The organism is Bradyrhizobium sp. 6(2017) (assembly GCF_011058295.2).
In the GTDB taxonomy this organism is placed as follows: Bacteria; Pseudomonadota; Alphaproteobacteria; order Rhizobiales; family Xanthobacteraceae; genus Bradyrhizobium; species Bradyrhizobium septentrionale.
This window is the reverse complement of the sequence record NZ_CP049289.2, coordinates 1,939,987-1,959,251: the sequence shown is the minus strand read 5'-3', so window position 1 is coordinate 1,959,251 and position 19,265 is coordinate 1,939,987. Positions and strand designations below refer to the sequence as shown.

General features: G+C 61.5%; 19 protein-coding genes and 1 pseudogene. 8 read left to right on the top strand and 12 right to left on the bottom strand.

Annotation, left to right across the window (positions count from 1 at the left end; translation table 11 throughout):
* Positions 1–100: 100 nt before the first annotated feature.
* Both G6P99_RS09315 and G6P99_RS09310 read right to left on the bottom strand, forming a co-directional pair.
* Complete coding sequence (locus G6P99_RS09315; RefSeq protein WP_165127901.1) at positions 101–1,033, bottom strand: AraC family transcriptional regulator; 933 nt, start codon at positions 1,031–1,033, stop codon at positions 101–103.
* A 216-nt stretch (positions 1,034–1,249) separates the two neighbouring features.
* Positions 1,250–1,435: a DUF3606 domain-containing protein gene (locus tag G6P99_RS09310; protein ID WP_165127899.1), complete on the bottom strand. Its 186-nt coding sequence runs from the start codon at positions 1,433–1,435 to the stop codon at positions 1,250–1,252.
* 138 nt (positions 1,436–1,573) lie between these two features.
* Between G6P99_RS09310 and ligD the strand changes: the two are divergent.
* Together ligD and G6P99_RS09300 are read left to right on the top strand one after the other, a co-directional pair.
* Positions 1,574–2,465 (top strand): annotated as a pseudogene (gene ligD, locus G6P99_RS09305) (non-homologous end-joining DNA ligase).
* On the top strand, positions 2,465–2,632 hold the full coding sequence (locus G6P99_RS09300) for a hypothetical protein (RefSeq protein ID WP_165127897.1): 168 nt from the start codon (positions 2,465–2,467) through the stop codon (positions 2,630–2,632). The pseudogene ligD and the gene G6P99_RS09300 overlap by 1 nt, the downstream one beginning before the upstream one ends.
* 48 nt (positions 2,633–2,680) lie before the next feature.
* Here the strand turns inward: G6P99_RS09300 and G6P99_RS09295 are convergent, their stop codons facing one another.
* Positions 2,681–3,295 carry a cell envelope biogenesis protein TolA gene (locus G6P99_RS09295; protein ID WP_165127895.1) on the bottom strand — a complete coding sequence of 205 codons (615 nt, stop codon included), beginning with the start codon at positions 3,293–3,295 and terminating at the stop codon, positions 2,681–2,683.
* A gap of 167 nt (positions 3,296–3,462) precedes the next feature.
* Positions 3,463–4,395, bottom strand: coding sequence for a Ku protein (locus G6P99_RS09290; RefSeq protein WP_165127893.1), 933 nt, complete (start codon positions 4,393–4,395; stop codon positions 3,463–3,465).
* A gap of 144 nt (positions 4,396–4,539) precedes the next feature.
* Between G6P99_RS09290 and G6P99_RS09285 the strand changes: the two genes are divergently transcribed.
* The 6 genes from G6P99_RS09285 to dinB all read left to right on the top strand — a co-directional run bounded on the left by G6P99_RS09285 (position 4,540) and on the right by dinB (position 9,866).
* Positions 4,540–4,932, top strand: a complete 393-nt coding sequence (locus tag G6P99_RS09285) for a hypothetical protein (protein WP_205751479.1) — start codon at positions 4,540–4,542, stop codon at positions 4,930–4,932.
* 37 nt (positions 4,933–4,969) lie between these two features.
* Positions 4,970–5,419 (top strand): hypothetical protein, encoded by a 450-nt coding sequence (locus G6P99_RS09280; protein WP_165127889.1) that lies wholly within the window; start codon positions 4,970–4,972, stop codon positions 5,417–5,419.
* A 61-nt stretch (positions 5,420–5,480) separates the two neighbouring features.
* Positions 5,481–7,544, top strand: coding sequence for an ATP-dependent helicase (locus G6P99_RS09275; protein ID WP_165127887.1), 2,064 nt, complete (start codon positions 5,481–5,483; stop codon positions 7,542–7,544).
* Positions 7,545–7,559: 15 nt separating this feature from the next.
* On the top strand, positions 7,560–7,985 hold the full coding sequence (locus G6P99_RS09270) for a thermonuclease family protein (RefSeq protein ID WP_165127885.1): 426 nt from the start codon (positions 7,560–7,562) through the stop codon (positions 7,983–7,985).
* Between the two features lie 55 nt (positions 7,986–8,040).
* Positions 8,041–8,766: an SOS response-associated peptidase gene (locus tag G6P99_RS09265; RefSeq protein ID WP_165127883.1), complete on the top strand. Its 726-nt coding sequence runs from the start codon at positions 8,041–8,043 to the stop codon at positions 8,764–8,766.
* A 65-nt stretch (positions 8,767–8,831) separates the two neighbouring features.
* The gene (gene dinB / locus G6P99_RS09260; RefSeq protein ID WP_246709844.1) at positions 8,832–9,866 is read left to right on the top strand and encodes a DNA polymerase IV; all 1,035 of its coding nucleotides are present in this window, start codon (positions 8,832–8,834) and stop codon (positions 9,864–9,866) included.
* Between the two features lie 186 nt (positions 9,867–10,052).
* On the opposite strand, the gene G6P99_RS09255 is transcribed toward dinB, so the two are convergent.
* The 8 genes from G6P99_RS09255 to G6P99_RS09220 all read right to left on the bottom strand — a co-directional run bounded on the left by G6P99_RS09255 (position 10,053) and on the right by G6P99_RS09220 (position 19,234).
* Entirely contained in the window at positions 10,053–10,547 is a 495-nt protein-coding gene (locus tag G6P99_RS09255; protein ID WP_165127879.1) for a hypothetical protein, read from the bottom strand.
* 415 nt (positions 10,548–10,962) lie between these two features.
* Positions 10,963–12,300, bottom strand: a complete 1,338-nt coding sequence (locus G6P99_RS09250; RefSeq protein WP_165127877.1) for a hypothetical protein — start codon at positions 12,298–12,300, stop codon at positions 10,963–10,965.
* 151 nt (positions 12,301–12,451) lie between these two features.
* On the bottom strand, positions 12,452–15,127 hold the full coding sequence (locus G6P99_RS09245) for an AAA family ATPase (protein WP_165127875.1): 2,676 nt from the start codon (positions 15,125–15,127) through the stop codon (positions 12,452–12,454).
* A complete protein-coding gene (locus G6P99_RS09240) occupies positions 15,127–16,257 on the bottom strand; it encodes a metallophosphoesterase family protein (protein WP_165127873.1) in 1,131 nt (376 codons plus the stop codon). The genes G6P99_RS09245 and G6P99_RS09240 overlap by 1 nt, the downstream gene beginning before the upstream one ends.
* Before the next feature lie 42 nt (positions 16,258–16,299).
* On the bottom strand, positions 16,300–17,763 hold the full coding sequence (locus G6P99_RS09235) for a hypothetical protein (RefSeq protein WP_165127871.1): 1,464 nt from the start codon (positions 17,761–17,763) through the stop codon (positions 16,300–16,302).
* Between the two features lie 2 nt (positions 17,764–17,765).
* A complete protein-coding gene (locus G6P99_RS09230; protein ID WP_165127869.1) occupies positions 17,766–18,284 on the bottom strand; it encodes a hypothetical protein in 519 nt (172 codons plus the stop codon).
* Positions 18,232–18,729 (bottom strand): DUF7665 family protein, encoded by a 498-nt coding sequence (locus G6P99_RS09225; protein WP_165127867.1) that lies wholly within the window; start codon positions 18,727–18,729, stop codon positions 18,232–18,234. Before G6P99_RS09225 ends, G6P99_RS09230 begins: the two co-directional genes overlap by 53 nt.
* Positions 18,722–19,234: a hypothetical protein gene (locus tag G6P99_RS09220; protein WP_165127865.1), complete on the bottom strand. Its 513-nt coding sequence runs from the start codon at positions 19,232–19,234 to the stop codon at positions 18,722–18,724. Before G6P99_RS09220 ends, G6P99_RS09225 begins: the two co-directional genes overlap by 8 nt.
* Positions 19,235–19,265: the final 31 nt, after the last annotated feature.

The window sequence follows — 19,265 nt, the reverse complement described above, 5'->3', positions numbered from 1 at the left end:
TATTCGCAACACCACTCACCTAGGATCGCGCAGGAGGCAGGAGCAAGACACGCGGACAAAGTATGGACTGTCTGCAAGACAGTTGGGACGATATGCAAACCTATGACGGTTCAAGATCACGAGTATCGGTCGGAGGAATTCCAAAGCGTTGGGAAAATGCCCGCGCAAAGGCGGCCGCCGATTGGTATCCGGCCTGAGCTGCAACTTCTTTCACGCTTGCTTTGGAACTGCTGAGCCTGGCCAAAGCTTTTTGCAATCTCCATTCCGTGACATAAGCCATGGGCGCAACACCGACGAGTTCCGTAAACCGCTCCGCGAAGCGGCTCCTCGACATGCCGCTTGCTTTTGCGAGAGTTTCGACCGTCCATGGATCGCCGGGCGTTTTGTGCACCAGTTCAAGGGCGCGGCCGATATGAAGATCCGTCATCGCGGTCATGACGTTGGCCAGCGGCGGATGACGTTCGACGCTGGCCCGCACAGCCTCAATAAAAAAGACTTCCGACAGACGCGCGATCGAAGCGGCGGCACCGACCTCGTCACTCAGTGCTCGCCGCGCAACCAAGCGCAGTGACTCGTCAAGCAGCGGATAACGAGCGCGGTCGGGCTGGGTTATCAGGATTACTTCGGGCAACGCGCCAAGCAGCGGATGATCGGCGCCCTGCGAAAAGCCCAGGTGACCACAAACCATTTGCGTCGTGGCCTGAGGGTCACTCTTGCCAATCACAAACGCGCCCTTGCCGTCGTAACCCGATTCTTGGATCACGCGTTCTAACGGCGCCGGCGCCCGGCCGGGACGATCCGCAAGCACATGCCCCCGACCGCGGGGAATCAATACGACATCGCCTGGTTCAAGAACGATATTGCTGCCGGACGGGAGGCTCACATGGCAGCATCCCTGGATCACAAAATGGAACCGCGCGGCTTGCTCGTATGCCGGAACGGTAATGGCCCAGGGTGGCGAATAGTCGGTACGGAAGTAAAGTGTTCCTTTGAGCCTGATGGTCTCAAAGACATCACTCAAGAGGTCGAACATGCGGGCCATCTCGTCCAGCTAGACCCCCCACACCCGCGTTGCATGATAGCAGACTTCGCCTCACATGTCGCTGATGGGTCAGTCGCAACCGGGAGCCGACGGCAGGTCAGGCCGTGTGCGCTTCGCCCCGAAAGCGGAAGTTTCCAGAGCCGGCTTCGGAAGGCACGTGGACGCCCGACGGGATTTCGGACCCCTCAAATAAGTTGAAGCTTGTGACTAGCGCCCGAGACGCTTCTCGACGCGCTTCCCGCTCTTGCCGACCTTTTTGACAGCTTTCTTGACCGCTGACGCCGACCGCCCTGTCTTCTTGGACTCGTACCCCACTTCATAATTTTGCCCGCCGGCCACACGGGCCCGGTCCTGCTTGCGCCCGCGCGCCGTCGTCTTCTTCGCTGCCGCCATCGGCTCCTCCTGTCGGATTGATAACAAAGCAACGCAGCAAAGGATTCACGGGTTCCGGAACGATTCGAACTGTGTCAGTTTGAATCAGCTGTTGCGTGGAGTGCTTAAGTAGCGTTTCAGCGTAAGAGACCCGCGGCAATCGGCGTGAAGGCGCCGTTGCCCGGCTTCATCGAACCGGCCTTGGCAACCTCGACCGAGAGGGTGCCGTCCGGCAGGCGATGGATTCACGAAATCAAGTTTGACGGCTACCGGGTCCAGGTCCATTTGGCCAACGAGGCGGCCAGGATCTTTACCCGGCGGGGCCACGACTGGACCCACCGCTTCAAAAAGGTCGCCCACGATGCCCGGCGCATCAAGGCGAGCTCGGCCGTCATCGACGGCGAGATCGCCGTCCCCGCCGCCGACGGCAGCAGCGATTTCTCGGTGCTGCAGAACGAGCTCAAAAACCAAGTCGACCAAGATCGTGCTGGTGGCGTTCGATCTGCTCTATCTGAATGGCCGCGATCTTCGGAAGCTGCCGCTGATCCAGAGGAAAGCCGAGCTGAGGAAGATAGTCGATGGCACCGACATCCAGTTCAGCGAAAGCTTCGAGATCGAGGGACGCGAGATGTTCGCGCACGCCTGCAAACTTGGCCTGGAAGGTGTCGTCTCGAAGGTGCGAGACGGTCCCTATCCGAAGGGCCGTACAAGCGATTGGGTGAAGAAAACGTGCGTCCAGCGCGAGACGTTGACCATCGCCGGCTTCGCGCTCGACGAGGGAAAATGGGACGGCATCTATGTCGGCCGACTTAAGGGCGACGATCTGATCTATGCGGGCAAGGTCGACCACGGCTTTGACAAGACTTCCGCCGCTGACCTCCAGAAGAGACTGAAGCCGCTGATCCGAAAGACGCAGCCGTACACAAAGCGGATCGCACATAAGGGCATCTGGGTCGAACCAAAGCTGCTCGCCGAGATCGAGTATCGCGCGAAGTCGGGCGAGGGAAAGGTTCGGCACCCGTTCTTCCGAGGCCTGCGGGAGGACCTGTGATGGATGCATTTGATCGCTTCTGGCAGTGGGCCAACAAGCCCTTGGAAAGCAAACTGACGATTCCAGCCGAACTACATCGGGCCGTCATGGAGCTCGCTCCCGAGGACCGACGCGAGCGCGCCGCCGTGAACCAAGCCGCAGCACGCATACCAGATCCTGAACGATGAACGCCTGGTGGGGACACTGGCCTTTACGCGTGGGTGCCGCCACAGGAACTAACCACGCGCGCGGCGCAGTGCAGCTTCCAATCGCTCCTTCTCCTTACGCCAGCGGGCTTGTTCGGTTTGCGATTTCTTCTCAAGAGCCTCGACCTCGGCCTGGATCACCGCGGCCCGCTTCGCGTGCTCCTGCTCGGCCTTGTCCAACGCAGCCTGCGCCTTGTCGACCGCCTGCTGACGGCGTTCACGGTCTTTCTGCCTAGCGGCCTCTTCCTTCGCCCGTTCAAGCTCGCGGCGCCTCTGCTCCTGTTCGTAGGCGAGAGCGGCCTTCCGCTCCGCAGCCTTGTCGACGGGGCGAGAGGAAGGCTTCTTCGTCTTCGGACCTTTCGACTTGCGGGCGGCTTTCGTTGGTCCGCCGCCGCCAAGATCCGTGGGCAGTTCGGCATGTTCGCTGAAAGGTCGGTCCGTTCCAACCGGCCGCCTGAGAACGACGCCGGGCTTTGCCATGGTCGCGGCGATGACGTCCGGATCGTGGCTCTCCTTCGCCGCACCCTGATGGAAGAGATTGCTATCTGCGCCCCACGCTTCCAGAGCCGCTTTCATGGAGGGAGCGGCAATCGCCAGATCGAAGAAGCCCAGCGAAGTCTGGTACGTCTTCAGTTTTCTCGCCATGAGAGCTTCCCGCACCGCCCAATGACCGCTGCTATGCGATCAGCCGTGCTGTCTACCTCGCGAGGAGAGAATTTCCAAAGCGGGCGAACAGAGCGGTCGGCCCGGGAATATCCCGACGCATCCGGCCTGTCGGAGCGAGCTTACCGTGAACCGACCGGAAGCATACCCTACGCCGACTTCCGCTGCGGTTTGGCCGCCGGCTTCTTCGCCGCGGCCTCCTTGGCCGGTTTCTTGCCGGCAATCGGCATCAGCATTTCCTTCTGCCCGGCCGCCGCCTTGCGCGCCTTCTTGGCTGGCTTCTTCAGCGCCTCTGTCGCTGCCGCCGCGCCTCCGCCGATGCTCTTGCGGAGCGCGTCCATCAGATCCACCACGTTCTCGCCGCGGGGACGCGCTTTCGCGGTGATGGGTTTGCCGGCGCGCTTCTGGTTGATGAGATCGAGAAGCGCGGTTTCGTACTGGTCTTCGAACTTGTCCGGCTCGAAGTGGCCCGCCTTCTGGTTGACGATGTGCCTGGCGAGATCAAGCATGTCCTTGGTGACTTTGACATCCTGGATGTCGTCGAAATACTCGTCCGCGGAACGCACCTCGTAAGGATAGCGCAGCAGCGTCCCCATCAGGCCCTTGTCCATGGGCTCGAGGGCGATGATGTGCTCACGGTTGGTCAGCACCACCCGTCCGATGGCGACCTTGTTCATCTCACGTATTGTTTCGCGGACGACGGCGAAGGCGTCGTGACCGACCTTTCCGTCCGGGACTAGGTAGTAGGGACGGATCAGATACCTCGGGTCGATCTCGCTGCGGTCGACGAACTCGTCGATCTCGATGGTTCGCGTCGATTCCAGCGCAACGTTTTCAAGCTCCTCCTTCGTCACCTCGATGAAGGTGTCCGTGTCGATCTTGTACCCCTTGACGATGTCCTCGTTGTCGACCTCCTCGCCGGTATCAGCATCCACCTTGGCGTATTTGATGCGGTGGCCGGTCTTCCGGTTGAGTTGGTTGAACGAGACCTTTTCGGATTCCGACGTGGCCGGATAGAGCGCGACCGGACAGGTGACGAGGGAAAGACGCAGAAAGCCTTTCCAATTAGCGCGGGGGGCCATGGCGGGTGGAACTCCATACTGATGCCGGATTCAAGACGAACGGCCCGGCTTGGTTCCGACATCGCGGCCTTCCAAACAGGACGATTTTTTCTCCGCGACCACTTGGTCGGACTCGACTTTTGTTCTTGTTATGTTCTAATTCGTATGACCGACCGACCCGCGAGCTGGCGCATGCCGACCCCAAAGCAGATGGAAAAGCTGGCCGTTGAAGCCGCTCGCAGGCCGGCCCCTTCAGCGGCTCCGGATGCGCCCCTCTCGGCCGAATACTGGGAATCGGTACTCAAAGACCCGCGCGCCGATGCGACCGGAGCCCAGATGCGGCAGCGACGTCTTTCGGAAATTCAGCGTCACGTGCTGCGCGTCTCCTGCCGCCGCTGCGAGCGGATCGTGGAAATCCAGACCGCCGATGCAGTCCGATTGTATGGCGGCAACGCGGTCTGGAAGGACGTCGCGCAGCGATTGCTCGACAACACCTGCCAGCAGCGCACCGGAAGACACGAAGAAGACGGGTGCTGGCCGGGATTTGACATGACCTAGCCTGCTCTCCGAGTTTGGTCTGCGCTTGGATGTCCGGATGGCGCCAAAACACCACCCCACGCCGCTGTCAGGCGGAGGCCGAAAGGCTCTGACGAAGGAATTGGGGAAAGCACGCGCGATGACCGGCATGTTGGCTGCGCAATCAGCAGAGATGCGAGCCAAGGGCGCTGCGCTGATCCAGCAGGCCGATAGGTTGCTCTGTGAAAGCTGGAACGAGCGGATGTGGAGCGATGGCGAACCGATCGACCCTTCGCCAACAATTGACCAGGCTATTAACGGCGGTTTTCCCTGGCTGGAAATCCAGTGTTCACGGTGCAAGAGCCCGAACGACGTCGATCTGGCAGCCCTCAAGCACCCGCCGACCACCTTCGTGCACGATCTCGCAAGCCGTCTGCGCTGTAGCAAGTGCGCCAAGGCCGGGCGGCGCCCCTCGGCGACCTTGCTCCAACTAGGTTGGCAGCCGCGTCACCCCCGAGGGGAGGTCTAGGTTGCGATCACGGCAGGAATCATTGACCGTCGTTTCTTCCAACCATGAACGGACGCCCAAGGTGCAGACGGCAACCGCCTACCTCGAAACCCTCAATCCCGAGCAGCGGCGGGCGGTCGAGCACGGCCCCGCGGGAGGATTGGCGGCGCCGCCGCTGCTGGTGATCGCAGGAGCTGGGTCCGGGAAGACCAACACCCTCGCCCATCGGGTCGCCCATCTGATCGTTCAGGGCGCCGACCCGCGCCGGATCCTGCTGATGACGTTTTCCCGTCGGGCTGCGTCCGAAATGACCAAGCGTGTCGAACGCATCGCGCGCAAGGTGTTGGGTGACAACGCCGGGATCATGACCGACGCGCTGACCTGGGCCGGCACCTATCACGGCATCGGCGCCCGGCTGCTGCGCGAATACGCCGAACAGATCGGACTGGACCCCGCGTTCACGATTCATGACCGCGAGGACTCCGCGGACCTCATGAACCTTGTCCGGCATGAGAAGGGCTTCTCGAAGACCGAGAGCCGCTTCCCGACCAAGGGTACCTGCCTTTCCATTTATTCGCGCTGCGTCAACGCAGAGATGCCAATCGAGCAGGTGATCGGCACGTCGTATCCATGGTGCTCCGGTTGGGCGGCGGAGCTAAAGGAACTTTTCGAGGCCTATGTCGAAGCCAAGCAGAAGCAGAACGTTCTCGATTACGACGACCTCCTGCTCTACTGGGCGCAGATGGTCGGCGACGCCGGCCTCGCCGATGACATCGGCGGCCGCTTCGACCACGTCCTGGTCGACGAGTATCAGGACACCAACCGCCTGCAGTCCTCGATCCTACTGGCACTCAAGCCCGGCGGCCGCGGCCTGACGGTTGTCGGCGACGACGCCCAATCGATCTACTCGTTTCGGGCCGCGACCGTGCGCAACATCCTCGACTTTCCCGACCAGTTCTCGCCGCCGGCCGACATTATCACGCTCGACCGCAATTATCGCTCGACGCAAACGATTCTCGCCGCCGCCAATGGCGTTATCGGTCTCGCCAAGGAGCGTTTCACCAAGAACCTCTGGACCGGGCGCACCTCCGCAGCGAAGCCGCAACTCGTCACCGTCCGCGACGAGGCCGACCAGGCCCGCTTCATCGTCGAGCGCATCCTGGAGAACCGCGAGTCCGGCACGCTCCTCAAGGAGCAGGCCGTGCTGTTCCGGACTTCCAGCCATAGTGGACCGCTTGAAATCGAGCTGACGCGCCGGAATATCCCGTTCGTGAAGTTCGGCGGACTGAAGTTTCTCGACGCCGCTCACATCAAGGACATGCTGGCGTTGCTGCGGTTCGTCGAAAATCCGAGAGATCGTGTCGCCGGGTTCCGCCTGCTGCATCTGTTGCCCGGCATCGGGTCCGCGACCGCGCAACGCGTGCTCGACCGTATGGCGGAGGCCGCGGATCCGATCGCCGCGCTCGTAGGCATCCCGACGCCGCCGCGCGCCGGCGATGATTGGAAGGGCTTCGTCGAAACCGTCGGCAATCTTCGAAATTCGGAATGGCCTGTCGATCTGGAGCGTGCGCGCTTGTGGTATGAACCACATCTCGATCGCATCCATGAAGACGCCGAGACCCGGCGGGCTGATTTGCTCCAGCTGGAGCAGATCGCTTCCGGATATTCTTCGCGGGAACGCTTCTTGACCGAGCTCACGCTGGATCCACCCGACGCGACCAGCGATCAGGCCGGCGTTCCGCTGCTCGACGAGGACTACCTGATCCTGTCCACGATCCATTCCGCCAAGGGCCAGGAGTGGAAATCGGTCTATCTGCTCAACGCCGTCGATGGCTGCATGCCTTCTGACCTCGGTGCCGGCACCTCGGCCGAGATCGAGGAGGAACGTCGCCTGCTTTACGTCGCCATAACCCGCGCAAAGGATGACCTTCATCTGGTCGTGCCGCAGCGGTTCTTCGTCCACGGCCAGCACGCGCAAGGCGATCGCCATCTCTATGTCTCCAGGACGCGCTTCATTCCCGAGAAGCTACTCGATCTGTTCGAGCGGACGGCCTGGCCACTTGTGCCGGCCGGTACCGCGGCGCGCACCGCTAGCCAAGGACCCAAGGTGGATATTGGCGCCCGCATGCGCGGAATGTGGCGGTAGCCCGGGAGATACGAAATGAGATTGCTCGTCGCCATCGTCGCCGCATTTTTTTGCTCCCCAGCGATAGCGGCTGACTACCTGGGGAGAGTTCTAGCCGTATCGGACGGAGACACCTTCACCATGGAAGCCGATGGCGCCAAGGTACGCGTGAGGATCTGCGGAATCGACGCACCCGAACGCGGGCAAGCTGGTTACGGACAGGCCGCCGGCGTGCTGTCGAGCATGATCGAGGGCAAGACGGTCCATTGCCTGCAAGTGGGTGAAGGCACCGTCTGCGACGGGCGGTCCCGACCTACCAGCCGGGACCGCATCGTGGCACAGTGCTTCCTCGAAAAAGTCGACATCGCGGAACAGATGACCAGGTCCGGCACCGCGTGCGACTGGCCCAAATTCTCCCGCGGCAGGTACAAGATCAGCGACACCACCTGCTCGCGCAAATAGGATTCGACGCCGTTCAAGGGCCGTTCGTGCGGCCGTCAAAGCAGACGAGACCCCCGTGTGCAATCTCTATTCGATCACTACCAACCAGGCCGCCATCATCGCGCTGTTTCGAGTGATCAACCGGTATGTCGGCAACCTGGCGCCGATGCCCGGCGTGTTTCCCGACTACAAGGCACCGATCGTGCGCAACGGACCCGGGGGCCGCGAACTCGCCACGGCGCGGTGGGGGATGCCATCGTCGTCAAAGGCGTTGATGGACGCGACCAAAAAACGAGCCGAAAAGCTGCAAGCCAAAGGCAAACCCGTCGATTTCAACGAATTGCTCCGGATGGAGCCGGACGGCGGAACGACCAACATCCGCAACGTGAAGAGCAAACACTGGACCCGTTGGCTCGGCGTCGAGAACCGTTGCTTGGTTCCGTTCAACTCTTTTAGCGAGTTCAACAAGGCCGAAGGCGGCGACGTCTGGTTCGCGCTCGATGAGACGCGCCCCCTCGCCTGCTTCGCCGGCATCTGGACCAACTGGACCTCCGTCCGTAAGGTCAAGGAAGGCGAGACCACCAACGACCTCTACGCGTTCCTCACGACAGAGCCGAACGCCGAGGTCGGCGCCATCCACCCTAAAACAATGCCGGTGATCCTGACGACGCCGGTCGAAGTCGAGACCTGGATGACGGCCCCTCCGGACGAGGTCTTGAAGCTGCAGCGGCCGCTTTCGGACGGGTCGCTCAAAATCGTCGCCCGCGGCGTCAAGGAAGATCCCGTCGGGCAGACAACGTGACCGTCGAGGACGATGACGACCAGGCAGTTCCCCCGGGCCGCCCGCGCAAGATCATCCACGTCGACATGGATGCCTTCTACGCGTCCGTCGAGCAACGGGACAATCCGGATCTCCGCGGCAAGCCGGTCGCAGTCGGTGGATCCCAGGAGCGGGGCGTCGTAGCAGCCGCGAGTTACGAAGCCCGCAAGTTCGGGGTGCGGTCGGCCATGCCCTCGGTAACCGCCAAGCGACAGTGCCCAGATCTGATCTTCGTGAAGCCGCGCTTCGAGGTCTACAAGGCGGTCTCCCAGCAGATTCGTGAGATCTTCGCAGAGCACACGCCGATCATCGAACCACTGTCGCTGGACGAGGCTTACCTCGACGTGACCGAAAATCTGCAAAGCATTCCATTGGCGCGAGACGTGGCGTTCGCGATCCGTGCGAAGATTAAGGAAGTAACCGGCCTCAACGCTTCGGCCGGCATCTCCTACAACAAGTTTCTGGCCAAGCTCGCCTCCGACTACCGTAAGCCGAACGGCCAGTACGTCATCACGCCGGAGATGGGGCCGGCGTTCGTCGAAGCCCTCCCCGTCGGCAAGTTTCACGGCATCGGGCCGGCAACCAGCACCAAGATGAACGCCCTCGGCCTCTACACCGGCCTCGACATGCGCAACCAGTCGCTCGAATTCATGGAGGCGAACTTCGGGAAGGCCGGAAGCTACTACTACTGGATCTCGCGGGGTGTCGACAACCGAGAGGTCCGCGCCGACCGGATCCGCAAATCCGTCGGCGCCGAAAACACGTTCTCCACCGACCTCACCGACTTCGACGCCATGGTCGTCGAACTGCAGCCGCTGATCGACAAGGTCTGGCGCCATTGCGAGGATAAGGGCACGCGAGGCCGGACAGTAACCCTGAAGGTGAAATTCAACGACTTCGAGATAATCACGCGCAGCCGGTCCGTGCCTGTCGCGGTTTCGAGTCGCGAGGAACTCGAACGCCTATCGGCTACATTGCTTCAGAACGAGATGCCCTTTTCCAAGCCAGTCCGGCTGTTGGGGATCTCACTTTCGTCGCTACAAGGCGACCAGCTAGAGCCGCAACTTGGTCTACCGATTTAACTGTCGCGGTTGACACTCGGTTGCAGCTATCGTCGCCATGGACGCATCGCTGGATCCAGCCGCGGATGTCAACCGCTACTCTCTGGTCTGAATTGCGCCCCAGCACTGACTCCGGAGCCGCAAGCTTTTCGCACTTCCGATCGGAGGGAGATTCGTTCCAACGGTTGCTGGGTGAGTCGCCAACCCTCAGTCGGGAAGAGGACCGTCCACTGTGGCTTCGCAGAAGGGTCGCACCGTCGCCATCAGATCGCCGACCGCTGCTTGAACGGCTCTCAGTGTGGGGAGGCTCTTGAAACCGACCTGTATGTACCGGAACTCAAAATCTGCCGCGAATGGATCCAGAATTTCTATCATTTGTGCGACGAAAACATCATTAATTGGGTGATGAGGAAGGCTTTCTGCCAAGCAAGCTTCCCAAAGCACCCGTAACTTGTGGCCGTAATCGCGAGATCTGAGCCGATTGCTGGTAACTCCTTTGCTACGCAAATACGCTTTGAGCACTAGCTCCATCGCGTGGCTGTAGAGATAGTAGACCGGCATATTAAAACGCAGACGCACTTCCTCCGCGTCAATGCCGCCTCTTAGATATTCGGCAGACTTGAAGAAGGATTCACCAGACAGAAAGACCGCAATAGGCGGCGAGCGGTCAATCTCTTCATTCTCGATCGAGTCAGTCGGCATTGAGGCTCCTTTCAGACAAACGCCGTCAAGAGCATCCCCAGCCTGTAAGATGTGGACGGCCGCCGGCGGTTAAAACAAAGCAGATGCGATTAATTTGGCGGAAAGAGGCTTGTTCGGCACGTCTGCGTCTCCTCGTCGAAAATCTTCGATCGATCTACGCGCATATAAGTCGACATAGCATGGACCACCGCACGCAAAGCACTTTCTTGCTGCAATACTGTCTTGTGAGACGGCTCTATGACTTAGCTCCAATACCTTCATAGCGGCTCGTTAAATCCAACAGGTTGGTAATCGACGGAACGGCGGCATTCAGCGCCGCGCTGATGCTGTGCCACCTTCGCATAATGAAGCGATCGCGGACGCGAACCGATGACGCAGCAATATCGCCGGTTGACAAGGAGGAAGCCCAATGCGGCTATTTTTTACCTAGCTTCTGCTCAGCAACGATCGTCCGTGTATCATCAAACCAAGCGTGGACTGCTGCAAGCAGATCACGCTGGAACGCTCGCGACAATTCCGTCTTGGTAATCTTCAACGCTTCAGCGTTGATTTGTTCAAATTCGGCGCGACCAAGACGTTCGCGCTGCCAGTTGAATGCGTAATCGAATATTAACGCGCCAGCCGCGCCAACAAGCAAGCCCCCCAAACTCCCCGCGCCAGGCTCCACAACGGTACCAGCAACAAATCCGTAGATTTGGGGCTGAAGGCCCGCGACGACTCGGCCGGCGGCCGCCACGAAGGCTTGAGCGATCGCACGCTCGATCGTAGGTCCAATGGTTACGGCAATCAGCCCAGAAACCGCCACTCCCCGAAAAGCCGCCTTGAACGCTTCATCATCCGCTGAATAGCGGGGCGCCTTCCATTTCTGCGCGTCCCAGTCGATCGCGAGATCTGCCTTTGCCAGGGGATCTATGACTTGGAGATGTCGTGTGTACTGGCTCAGAAAGACTTGAGCACGGTTGTCAATGGTAGTCAGTGTCTCGAGATAGCGCGCGTGCGCTTGGGCGAGGATCTGGGAAATCCCAGCCTCAATGATGGGATTGCGCAATTCGGCCTTGAGCACGAATCGTTGGTAATTTTGAACCAAATAGGCTTCTACCTCGTTGCGGGCCGCTTCCGAAAATCCTTGAACATTGTTTACGCCCAAGCCTTTTAAGCCCCCGACGGTCGCCTCCTTGAGAAACGACCAGGACCGCCCCCATTCAAAATACCAGTCCGCATAGCGCGTGATGCTACTGCGGCCGTCCGAGAATGCATTTTCCAGAAGCTCATCAATTTTGCGTTGGGTTTCAGCCTTGATCTTGCTTTGCTCCGTCTCGAGATACATGAGCGTATCATTGACGAAGCGATCAACCTCCGTCTCCTCGGCAATTATCCGGTAGAGGGTACCGGATGGATCTCGATAGGCGATCGTCTTTGGTGCCGTGAAAACCCTGACCACACGCGTTTTTGCGGAGCTTCGGTCAGTGTGCACCGGCGCACGGCTCGAAGCACGCTGTTCTGCGGAATCGATTAGTCCAGGCAACACCCAGATCACAGCATAGCCAGCCAGCAGAATGGCGATGGTCACAATCAAGGGGCTCAGAATTCCGGATGGACGAGCGAAATGGAATATGCGTCGAGGCCCGAGAGTCCCTAATCGCTTCCAATATCTGGAGCGCGGTCTGAACCGTGCTTCGTCGATCGGGCCAACATCGGATAGTGGTTTGGCTAAACCCAACGGCGTTTGCCGCATCGCCATGAACTCATCCATCCTCAAATCTCCTTGATCGAGTTGAGACAGCGACCCAAACTACAGGTCACACGATTGTTCAGCACGCAAAATCGAAGCAATCTGCATCACGCAAGATGACGCGGACCGTTACTAAGGTATCTGCGGTAGCGCGCCGCCAGACGATTGCAACCTACTGGAGGCCACTCGTCTGAACCCGCAGCATATTTCCGCCCAACGGGGCAAACGAGCGCAATCGGCAGGTAAGCACAATGATCTGCTGATGCTTTCCGGCGCGGCTGAGCGCGTCGAACATCATATTGATGCGTTCGTCGTCGCAATAGACGAGAGCATCGTCGAGAATGATCGGTACGTTTCCGCCGCGCTCCGCCAGCAAGGTTCCCATGGCGAGACGAACAAGCACTGCGATCTGCTCCTGGGTGCCGCCGGAGAGCCGCTTGAAACTCTCCGAACGCGTTCGCTTCATTCCGGCGATCGTGAACCCTTCTCCAAGTTCGAGTTCCGCGCCAGGGAAGAGATCGTTCAGATAGGGTCGCAGATGTCGGCGCACGGGCTCGTAATAGCGATCGCGGCCTTCCGCGAGGCAGTCGCCCATCGTGTCGCGCAGCAACTGGAGGGTCGCGACACGATCTTCGATGCGGTCGCACTCGCGCTCGGCCAGACGGCGCTGCTCTAACGCAGCGGCATGGGCTTCTCCGACCCCGTCGCCGCCGGCCGCCTGAATCTGGCCGGTGAGCCGACCGATGTCGCGTTCGAGCGACATCAGCTCGGCGTTGCGATTCTCGAGAGCTTTCTCCAGGCGGCTGCAACGAAGTTCGCGACGCTCGGCTTCGGCGAGGTCTGGAGCCGTCTGCCGGACTGCAGCGAGCGCGCCGGCTTTGGTCTGCATTGCACTTTCGGCGGCAGCCACTTCGGCGACCGAAGCGGCATCGCGAGCAGCGCGATCGGCGTCGGGACAGAGCGCGAGATCCTCGATGACGCTCTTTCGGACCAGCTCGAGCTTGCTCGATGCATCAGCCCGTTGGGCGACGGCAGTCTCGACTGCCTTTTGCTGTTCTTTGCGCGCGGCATTGAGGCTGGCGTTGCGCGTATCGAGCGAATTGCGCGTCTGCGCGTATTCGAGCCGCTCGGCATCGATTACCGTTTGGCCGGGTAGAGCCATTCGGCCGGTCACCGAAAGGGCAACATCGACCGCAGCTTGAGTTTCCGCGAGCGCCGATCTCGCGGCGGCGCAGGCCGCCGACGGATCTTCGCCGGCCTTCAGGCTCCTGAGTTCGGCGAGAACGCCGCGACGGTTGTTTTCGAGATCGCGGCGGCGCGTTAGAGTTGCATGGGCCTCCGCAACGCTGCGAACACCCGCGGCTTTCAAGAGCGCGCACCGCTCCGCATCGAGCGACTGTCGTTTTTCATGCCGGGGATGAAGAGCCGGCGTGACGGTCACGACAGCAAGATCTCCGACCGTGATTTTGGTTGGCGTCAATACTGCCACGGCATGAGTGCCCTCGGCTTGAAGGGAGCCCATGTGTACCTGGCCAAGGCCTTCCGGCCTTACCTCAAGCGTCAACGTCGCGGCCGCCGCCGATAGCTGCGCGTCGAGCGAGGCTATCTGACGGTCAAGCTCGTCGAGCTCATCCACGACCTTTGGCGTAATCTCGACTTGAGAAAGCTGGGCGTTGATTCCTGTAAGGCTCTTGGTAGCTTCCTCGAGCGAGGCCAAGCGTCGAACCGTTTCGTCCCTGCCCAACGACCGGACCAGCGCCGCCGAGAGCCGATCGAGCTGCTGCTCCTTGGCGGCCAGTTCCTTGGCTTCGTTCTCCGTAGCCGCCAACTGCTCGTCTGTGCGCGCAAGTGTCGCCCTGACCTCTTCCTCCTTCGCGACAGATTCAGGAAGGGTTCTTTCCAGATCGGCCTCCGTAGAGCGATTGCGGTCGATGCGCAGGGCAACTTCTCGGACCCCGCGAAGACGTTGCGCCGCCGCCTCTAGCGCACGTTGAGCGGCCAAGCTTTCTGCTTCGAGACTTCGGATCTCAAGGGCTGCCGCTTGAGCTTCGCGTAGGCTGCTTCGAGCTCCGGCGAGTTCCTCCGTCATCTGCGCCATTAAAGCTGGATCAGTGATCTCGCGATGCCGCCTTCGAAGCTGGGTGATCTCCGCGAACTGGTTCTCAAGCGCATTGACCTTAGCCGAGGCGTCGACTTCCAGCTTGCGCCAATGTTCGAGCTGGTCGCGCGCGCGAGCCAAGGGGCCATCGCTGCGCGGACCACGCTCGCTGTCCGTTAGGTTACGCTGGAGCTCGCGATTGATCTCGTCGATGGCGAACCGAGCACGTTCACCACCTACCAGCGCGCCGACTTCCGACTCGATGGCCGCGTTGAGAAGCGAGGACGCACCCGAACCGGGGATCGGTGCCGCGAACGAAGCGCCCTGTCCAACCCAAAGCAGGCCGAAGGCACCGTCGTCGATGCTTCGGCCACTGCCTGGCGCCATGCCCAAAATGTCCCATATGGCCTTATCGGCCTCGGCGTAGCGCGCGATCTCGCGACCGTTCTCGGTCAGGACTGCCGAGGGAGACCGGAGAAAGCTCTTCTTGATTACGTAGCGCTTTCCCTCATGTTCGAAGTCTAATTGGACCGTCGCGGGTAGCTGGCTGTCGTCGGAGCCCAGATCTCTGAGCTCCTGCGTCTTGCTGTCGTGACGAAGGAACAGACACGAGCGAATGGCCTTGAAGAGAGTGGATTTTCCGACCTCGTTGCCGGCCGCTAGGACGTTGACGCCTGCGCCGAATCCATCGACGCGCGCCGCGGTGGAGAAACGGCCGACCCCCTCGACGCTGAGCGAATTGATAAGCATCAGGCGGCCTCCTCACGCGAGTCGCCGACGATGCGAACATAAAGTTCGACGAGAGCATCCTCGGCCCGCCGTCGCTGCTCGGGGGCTGCGGTGGAATCGTCAATGACCTTTTTGAGGCGGTCAGCCGAACGGCGCAACACCCCATCGAAATCGATCGCTTCGAGATCGGCCTGCGTCGGCCGCGCCGCCATCGAACTTTGGTCGAGGTCGAGGTTGAACACGGCAGCGTCAAGATCGACCATTCGCCGACGAAACGCGGCGTGCACGGCAAGCGGGAGGCTGCCTTCGACTTTGAGGCGCAGGATCAGCTTCGATAGGTCGGGTTCGTTGCGCAATCGCCGATCGAGGTCCTCCAGCGCCTCTTCGCCGTCTATCCTTTCCGAACGCGTAATCCACCGGTAGGTGCCGGTCACGAGTGGCGTGACCGATGGTGTCGCGCCCGACCCAGCGATCTCAACGAGCAACGAAGTGCCCTGCTCCTGGCTGCCCGCGCGGTCGGGTTCGGGCGTCCCAGCGTACCAGACTCGAGGCCCTACCTGGAGCGTGCGATGCCAATCGCCAAGCGCGAGGTAGTCGAGATTGGCCTTGATGACACGCGCGGGATCGATCGGATTGGATGCCTCGCCTTCACTCCCGAACTTGACGACAGATCCATGCGCGAGCCCGATTCGCAGGGAATGCGGCGGCGTCGCCGCCGCGTCCATCCATGCGGAGATGTCGTCGAACTCGCTCTTGCGGCGCAACGGCGCCGGCAGCAGGAAGGAATTGTCGTCGAGCGCAAACGGCGTCGGCGCAAGATGAAGGTGGATATTGTCGGGTAGTCCGAGCTGCGCGACGCGATCCCAGACGCCCTCCGGGCGATGGGGATCGTGGTTGCCCGGAAGCAGGTGCCAATGAACGCCGACGAACGTCTTCATCCGCTCGATGGGCGCACGCAAGGTGTGCGCGTTGGGCGCTTCGCTGTCGTAGACGTCACCCGCGACGAGAACGTGCCGCACACCGTGGCGCTTTGCGTGCTCGCCGAGACGCTCGATGGCGGCGAGACGCGCTTGTCGCAGCGCCTCTTCCTTGGCACCGAACTGCTTGAATACTTTGCCGATCTGCCAGTCGGCAGAATGAATGATTCGCATAAGATGATTCCTTTCGCCCGAAGTTGCGCCCGCTCCGATCGATTAACCAGTGCTTTCGCCGCCGCTGTGGATATTCGATCGCTTCGTCCGATGCCGTTCCGTTTCGTCCATCGTGCTGGATTCCGGTGCGTCATCTTTGCCCGGCTGCCGATGCATCGCATCAAGCCGGTATTCACAACTTCCGAGATTCGTCCCCGACGACGGGAGCATCGATCCCGACGTCGCCATCTCGGGCGCGCCGAGTTCCAACTGCAGCAGGACGGGGACTGCCTCGAGCGAAGCAACGCGGATGATCTGCGCCGCCACGAGAGCTCCGGTGGCGACCCCCACGAAGGGCACTGCCACACTGGCTTCGGCGAATTCGAACGTCCCGCAGCGGCCCAGGTGCCGCTGCAATTCGAGATAGGCCGGACTGTCCTGGAGTCTCGCCACCCGGCTCCCGTCGATGGGCGGGGGCTTGCCCCAGAGCCCTTTGATGTCCTGGCCCTTGGTGATAGTCCTTATCTGTATCCCCTCGAAATCGCCCGGCCCATGTCCGATGCCGGCGTCGATCATGTAGGGAAAGCCATGCTTGGCGAGAACGAGCCTTGGCTCCAGTTTGTCCAATCCCGAAACGAGATATGGCGGATCGTCCGCGGTCAGCGTTATGTCGCCGAGATGCCTGCGCTCAACGAGCCGTGTCCGCCAGCCACTCGCTTCGAGCCAAGAACGGGCCGCCCCGGTCTTCATCCCACCGATCTGCCGACCGCCTGGCAAGACCAGCATGCTCGTCGCTTCGTTCTCCGTTCCGATCTGCTGGTCGTCCTGCAGGACCGCGAGCCTGTCACCGCTGCCGCCGAGGAGACAGAGATTCCACACGAAAGCCTGTCCAAGGTGCCCGAGTCCGAGCAGCCAGAGCTTGTCCGGGACGTCGAAGCGCTCCGGCCCGACATCTCCGTCCTTGACCTCCGTCCAGGGTGACCACAACGATACCGTCTCATCGTGTGGGAGGACGTTTCGACCTGCGACGGCGCAGGCGAATACCTGCCTGACGGCGAGCGCGCCGGCGAACGCTCCGGCGAGCGCAAGGCGCGAATCGCCGACGGCGCCGTCCGCGAACGCCCGCGTGCCCGACAACCATCGGTCCCACCAACAAGCGGTGCTCCAGCCGGCAGTGGCCGGCGCGTCGCCGATGCAGATCTGATGGGTCGCCTTGCGGCTCGGCATATCCGTCAGCCGCGCCCCGAGGCGCCTGGCAACCGCAAGCACCGACTTGCCGATCGGCAGTTTCGCGATCAGCGCGGCGTCCTCGTTGGCGACGATGGTGACGCGACCGAAGCACTTTCGGCCGGTCGTTACCGCCGTGAGCGCCGCCGCCTGTCCCGCGGGCGTTGCGATCTGGTCGGCACCGACGACGATTTCCAGCCTGATGGAATCCAGGCGTGCTTCGGCTTCGGCGAACGATCCGACCCGCGAGCCGTCGGCGAACGCCTTGGTGATGCGCGAGCGCTTCCAGTGCTTGGTCATGATCAAGCCTCCAACTTGAAGAAACGCGAACCCTGGTCGCTGTGCGAAGCCCACCTTCCGTCGCCTAGGAACTCGTACATGCCGATCAAGCCCGGCAGCGGCCGCCCGCGCGCGAAGTTCGGCAGGATCAGCGCGAGATGACCGATGCGTGGGATGACGGGATTGGCCTGGTCCGACTCGCTCTGGCCATAGCCATACGGATGGACGTGCACGTCGGCGATCACGCCCAGACCTCGAGATCGGCAGACCTCCCAGAGCCGCGGCAGCGCGGTCTGACGGATGGTCACGATGCCGGTGGCAAGGGCGGCGGGGTCGATGTCGTCGTAGAAGACGAACTCCGAGATCTCCCTGCTGCCGTCCGGTCGGTTGCTCCCCAGCAGATAGGCGCCGCTTTCGCGGCGGCCGTTCAAAGTACGGCGCTCCAACTCGGCGACGCCGGCGTTCCACACCTCGCGCCGACACCGCAGCCTAGGCGGCGCAAGACCGAGCCAGCCAAGCAGCTTGTTCAGCAACGAGGGCATAGAGGTTCTCCATGATGAACGTGATGTGACGATCGTGCCGCCAGGCCTCGTCGGGCCTCTTCGCGGTCCAGCCGTTGTGGGCCGCCGCGTGGCGTTGCCATGCGCGATAGATGCCGCCGTGCTGACCGGAAACATGACCCCAGTCCTTCAGCGCTTCGACGAATCCCGGCGCCCCCTTCGACGGTGGCGCCGGTCGACATCCGGCGGCATGATCCCAGCGCTGGACGAACGGGCCAAGCGCCGGGAAGTTGTCGCATGCGAGCTGAAACTGGTAGCTCGCCGTGCCGCCGCCGAACGGGTCCGTGGCCGTGACCTCGACTTCGAGCGTCGGATAGTCGTAGCGCAGGACCTTCCACCGGCCTTCTTCGGCTCCGGCCTGGAACGGAACGGAGCCGAGCTGATCTTCCAGCGAGCGCTGGGAGGCGGACTTCGTCTCCTCAGCCATTGGTGAAGTCCTTGAGCGTCAGATCGACCACCAGCGTGCAGTCGCCCGGCTTCACGTACTTGCCGAGCACGTCCTCGCGCGGCAACGGTGCGTCGGCGCCGGGAAGGATCAGATTCGCCTTTGCCGCGTTCGTCGGATCGAGGTCGTAGGCGTGCTTGCTGACCGCCCACTGCAGCGCCTTGAACACCGTGGTCGAGGGCTTGAAGTGGTGCGGCTTGCTGTGCTGCTCGAAGCGGACGTCGAGTTTCACCTGGTGGCAGCGATGGGCGACCACCCTGACGTGCTTGCGGCCGCGATCGTGGTGCTTGAACGGCTCGTCGCGATTACGCTCGAAGATATGGAAATCCTCGCCGATCTTGAGCTTTTCGCGGATCACGTCGACCAGTTCGACCTCGCCGGTGACTGGCAAGGTCAGGACCTCGATACGATCCTCGATTTCGATCTCGACGTGGACCGCCTCTTCGACGAGGCCTCCCTCCATCGACTGATTGTTGTGGGGATTCATGGATTGATCTCCGATGCCGGCGCCCCCCAAA

Bases quoted from the DNA above. Each gene is read 5' to 3' on its own strand.
- G6P99_RS09315 (WP_165127901.1), bottom strand. From the start codon at position 1,033: ATGTTCGACCTCTTGAGTGATGTCTTTGAGACCATCAGGCTCAAAGGA.
- G6P99_RS09310 (WP_165127899.1), bottom strand. From the start codon at position 1,435: ATGGCGGCAGCGAAGAAGACGACGGCGCGCGGGCGCAAGCAGGACCGG.
- G6P99_RS09300 (WP_165127897.1), top strand. From the start codon at position 2,465: ATGGATGCATTTGATCGCTTCTGGCAGTGGGCCAACAAGCCCTTGGAA.
- G6P99_RS09295 (WP_165127895.1), bottom strand. From the start codon at position 3,295: ATGGCGAGAAAACTGAAGACGTACCAGACTTCGCTGGGCTTCTTCGAT.
- G6P99_RS09290 (WP_165127893.1), bottom strand. From the start codon at position 4,395: ATGGCCCCCCGCGCTAATTGGAAAGGCTTTCTGCGTCTTTCCCTCGTC.
- G6P99_RS09285 (WP_205751479.1), top strand. From the start codon at position 4,540: ATGACCGACCGACCCGCGAGCTGGCGCATGCCGACCCCAAAGCAGATG.
- G6P99_RS09280 (WP_165127889.1), top strand. From the start codon at position 4,970: ATGGCGCCAAAACACCACCCCACGCCGCTGTCAGGCGGAGGCCGAAAG.
- G6P99_RS09270 (WP_165127885.1), top strand. From the start codon at position 7,560: ATGAGATTGCTCGTCGCCATCGTCGCCGCATTTTTTTGCTCCCCAGCG.
- dinB (WP_246709844.1), top strand. From the start codon at position 8,832: ATGGATGCCTTCTACGCGTCCGTCGAGCAACGGGACAATCCGGATCTC.
- G6P99_RS09255 (WP_165127879.1), bottom strand. From the start codon at position 10,547: ATGCCGACTGACTCGATCGAGAATGAAGAGATTGACCGCTCGCCGCCT.
- G6P99_RS09250 (WP_165127877.1), bottom strand. From the start codon at position 12,300: ATGGATGAGTTCATGGCGATGCGGCAAACGCCGTTGGGTTTAGCCAAA.
- G6P99_RS09245 (WP_165127875.1), bottom strand. From the start codon at position 15,127: ATGCTTATCAATTCGCTCAGCGTCGAGGGGGTCGGCCGTTTCTCCACC.
- G6P99_RS09240 (WP_165127873.1), bottom strand. From the start codon at position 16,257: ATGCGAATCATTCATTCTGCCGACTGGCAGATCGGCAAAGTATTCAAG.
- G6P99_RS09235 (WP_165127871.1), bottom strand. From the start codon at position 17,763: ATGACCAAGCACTGGAAGCGCTCGCGCATCACCAAGGCGTTCGCCGAC.
- G6P99_RS09230 (WP_165127869.1), bottom strand. From the start codon at position 18,284: ATGCCCTCGTTGCTGAACAAGCTGCTTGGCTGGCTCGGTCTTGCGCCG.
- G6P99_RS09225 (WP_165127867.1), bottom strand. From the start codon at position 18,729: ATGGCTGAGGAGACGAAGTCCGCCTCCCAGCGCTCGCTGGAAGATCAG.
- G6P99_RS09220 (WP_165127865.1), bottom strand. From the start codon at position 19,234: ATGAATCCCCACAACAATCAGTCGATGGAGGGAGGCCTCGTCGAAGAG.